Annotated in this window: 3 protein-coding genes and 1 pseudogene; 1 reads left to right on the top strand and 3 read right to left on the bottom strand. The window is 53.2% G+C overall.

Annotated features, from left to right (window positions below):
* The 3 genes and pseudogenes from BV390_RS26275 to ltrA form a co-directional block, all read right to left on the bottom strand.
* A partial coding sequence (locus tag BV390_RS26275) for an IS110 family transposase (protein ID WP_139156016.1) occupies nt 1–510 on the bottom strand: 510 nt, incomplete at its 3' end.
* Between the two features lie 272 nt (nt 511–782).
* Nucleotides 783–971, bottom strand: a pseudogene (locus tag BV390_RS26265) (DDE-type integrase/transposase/recombinase); the annotation flags it as partial.
* A gap of 80 nt (nt 972–1,051) precedes the next feature.
* Nucleotides 1,052–2,560, bottom strand: a complete 1,509-nt coding sequence (gene ltrA, locus BV390_RS26260; protein WP_001189111.1) for a group II intron reverse transcriptase/maturase — start codon at nt 2,558–2,560, stop codon at nt 1,052–1,054.
* A gap of 428 nt (nt 2,561–2,988) precedes the next feature.
* On the opposite strand from ltrA, the gene BV390_RS31325 reads away from it, so the two are divergent.
* On the top strand, nt 2,989–3,232 hold a 244-nt coding region (locus tag BV390_RS31325; protein WP_071988032.1), incomplete at its 3' end, for a hypothetical protein.

Here is a 3,232-nt window from a genome sequence, read left to right as displayed (position 1 = left end):
ATTTCTGAGCTGTTCACGTAATTCATCCGGGGCAGAGATAATATTTGAATGGATAATCTGGAGAGCGACTCTGCGGGCTGATATTGCTGTTTTTCGGCAAGTTTTTAATACCCGCAGGGACTCAATCATGCCATCACGCGTTTTGGGAGTAACTGTCCTGATGCCTGAGAATGCTGCATGAGCGGCACATTCAGCATCAATTGTGTCACTTTTACCCCGTTTGCGTCGCTCCATCCGGTCTGGAGCAGTCACCTCAAGAACTTCTAACCCGGCGTTCTGAAAATAACGAAGCAAACCGGAACCATAGGTACCTGTGCACTCAACACCAATTCGCTTTAATGTCCCAAACGAGGTCATCCATGCCAGCATCTGCCGGTAACCTTGTCGTGTTGTGGAGAAATACTGAGTCCCAAGGACTTTATTGTTCTGATCTACGACAGCGGCAACGTGCAAATCTTTATGTGTATCCACGCCACCCACAACGGCAGCTTCGGTAACTTTATCAACCATGACAGAGCTCCTGTGAGGAAACAGAGTTGAATCTCCAGACAGATAACCCGGACAGGACAGTAACGAGACAAGCCGTCAGGCCCTTCTTGAGTCACGCGCATCGGTGAGGAGATGCCTCGCATGAAGGCGCTTCCGGCAACCGACGGGTCCAGGGCAGGACACAAAAGGTCGATCGCTGTGTGAGTCAGGATGCGGGAAGGTCTTCACTGCATCAGTAATCACACCAATCTGGTTAAACGGCAAACTAAGTGGTGGTAAAGACTGACATCGGCATTATTACTGTCACTGTGGAACATCACTCCCGCTGGTTTACCTCGGGTTTCCCACGCCATTTCCAGCGCTTTGATGGTTAGCTTGCTGTCCGGTGAGAATGACATTGCCCAGCCTACCGGTTTCCTGGCGAACAAATCGAGAACGACGGCGAGGTAAGCCCAGCGCCTGCCTGTCCAGAGTAGAGTAAGAGGCAGGGCGTAGTCGGACTATTTCCCTGCCTCTCCTCCCCGAACCGGACGTGCACCTTTCAGCGCATCCGGCTCTCCATTTAAATGCTGGCGAACGCCATTGCCACTTCTGTAAAGCGCGATGTATACGTGTTTCTGGTCTCCGTCCTCAGATAGGGATTACCTTCGGGTAGCCGCCAGCGGAACAGCTTCTTGCCTTGCCCCACCAACCGGTACAGTATTTCGCCGCTGAGCTTGCCGTGATTGGTTTTACCAAATAAAACCCACGTTTTGCTCTGACCCGGTTTCGGTGATTTACACCACCACCTCATCAGGGAAGCGATACCTGTACGGTATTTGCGGGCCAGCCAGTGAGCCAGCTTCCAGAACACGACACGGTCGATATAACTGAAGACTTTGGCCTTAAAATCAACGAACTGATAGAACATGGCCCAGCCTTTCAGTTTTCGGTTGAGTTGTTCAGCCATATCGACTTTGCTTTCACTGTAGTTGCCTGATAACAGTGCTGTCAGCGATGCGGCGAAGTTTCTGGCTTTCTCCTGCGGGATCGTTGAGACCACTCGCATCTCGCCATAACGACTGCGTTTGCGAATGATCCTGTGCCCCAGAAAGATAAAGCCGTCATTAACATGGGTGATTTTAGTCTTATCCATGTTCAGCCTGAGTTTCAGACTGCCTTCGAGCACACCCCGACACTCCTCCCTGATGGCTTCCGCCTGTGCTTTGGTGCCTTTGACGATGAGGACAAAATCATCGGCATAGCGGCAGTACGCCACCGCGGGTTTCCACTGCCAGTTTTCTCTGACCGCCGTACTTCGGCCCCGTTGGATACTGTTATTCCAGTACCACCGATCTTTTCTGGCTTTCCCGCTCAGGTAGCGCTCATGCAGGTATTGATCGAACTCATTCAGCATGATGTTCGATAATAGCGGCGATATAACACCGCCCTGTGGTACACCTTCACTGGCCGCCCGAAAGAGACCGACATCGATATGTCCCGCCTTGATGGTTTTCCACAGCAGAGTCATGAAACGTGCGTCACTGATCCTGCGGCGTACAGCCTTCATCAGCAGTCGATGATGTACGGTGTCGAAGTAACTGGACAGGTCGCCTTCAATCACCCAGCGTCCCCGGGTTTCACCACAGTCTGTGAGCTGTAATTTCACCGTGCGGATCGCGTGGTGGACACTGCGCTCAGGCCGGAAGCCATATGAGAGCGTATGAAAATCACTCTCCCATATCGGCTCCATCGCCATCAGCATGGCCCGCTGAACAATACGATCCCGCAACGCGGGGATACCCAGTGGTCGCAGTTTGCCGTTGCTTTTAGGGATGTAAACCCGTCTGGCGGGCAAGGGCTGGTAGTGGCCTGAGAGTAATTCATCCCTGAGGATTTGCAGCTCAACAGCCAGTCTGGCCTGTAGCATTGTTTTGTTCACGCCATCAACGCCGGGGGTATGGGCCCCCTTTGATGAAAGCGTGATCCGCGCCGCTTCAGCCAGCCATTCTGGTTGTGTTATCAGACGCAGCAGCCGTTGAATCCGTAGGGACGGATCGGTGGCTGCCCATGTGGCAAGCTTGCGTTGCATTTCGCTGATTATCAAAGGTCTTCACCTCGTTAGGTCAGTTAATTCACGTCGCAAACACATTCAAACTGCTTCCCTTCGCCATGTAATGGGCTTTCCCCATCGCGGACTACTACGGAAGCTCCGCCAGCCAGCGCGTCATCGGAGCCATGCCCCCTTAACATCCGTCGCTGACCTTCCCCGGTTTACCTGCCTGGACTCAGGCATACTGAGGAGGCTGCCCGTCGCACTCTTTATCCTTGCTTGCCGCAAGTTGGCAGAAGTCAGCAACGCAAGCGTGATAGACGCTGCTGCCCCGGTGTTTCGCATACATGTCAAAACACCTTCGACCGGCAGTGCTTACGTATCACTGCCAGTTCCTCCTGCACGGCCTGTCAGATCACGTAGGCCGTGGTGACGTTTTCAACCCACAGAGGCGGATTAACGGGTTCATGTTCTTCAGCCTTTCAGTACTTAACCTTGAGGATCATCTCGGCTTAGTGATCTCGCCTCAATCCCCGTTGTCAGCGGGTTACATCACCCTGCGGGCATGCCGCAGGTCACTGCCGCTCAGGTTCTCCACCGTCACACCCGGTGGGATTGTTGGGTTTCTCATCGTGAGTTACCGGTTCAATATTCCAGACAGACTCGCGGTTCATTTAAGCATCCATGCCCGCCCTGAACTCCGGGCACACT

Origin of the sequence: Klebsiella sp. YJ, from assembly GCF_002108615.1 — a bacterium.
In the GTDB taxonomy this organism is placed as follows: domain Bacteria; phylum Pseudomonadota; class Gammaproteobacteria; order Enterobacterales; family Enterobacteriaceae; genus Klebsiella; species Klebsiella planticola.
Note: the sequence above shows the minus strand (reverse complement) of the source record. Positions and strands in the feature narration are given on the sequence as shown.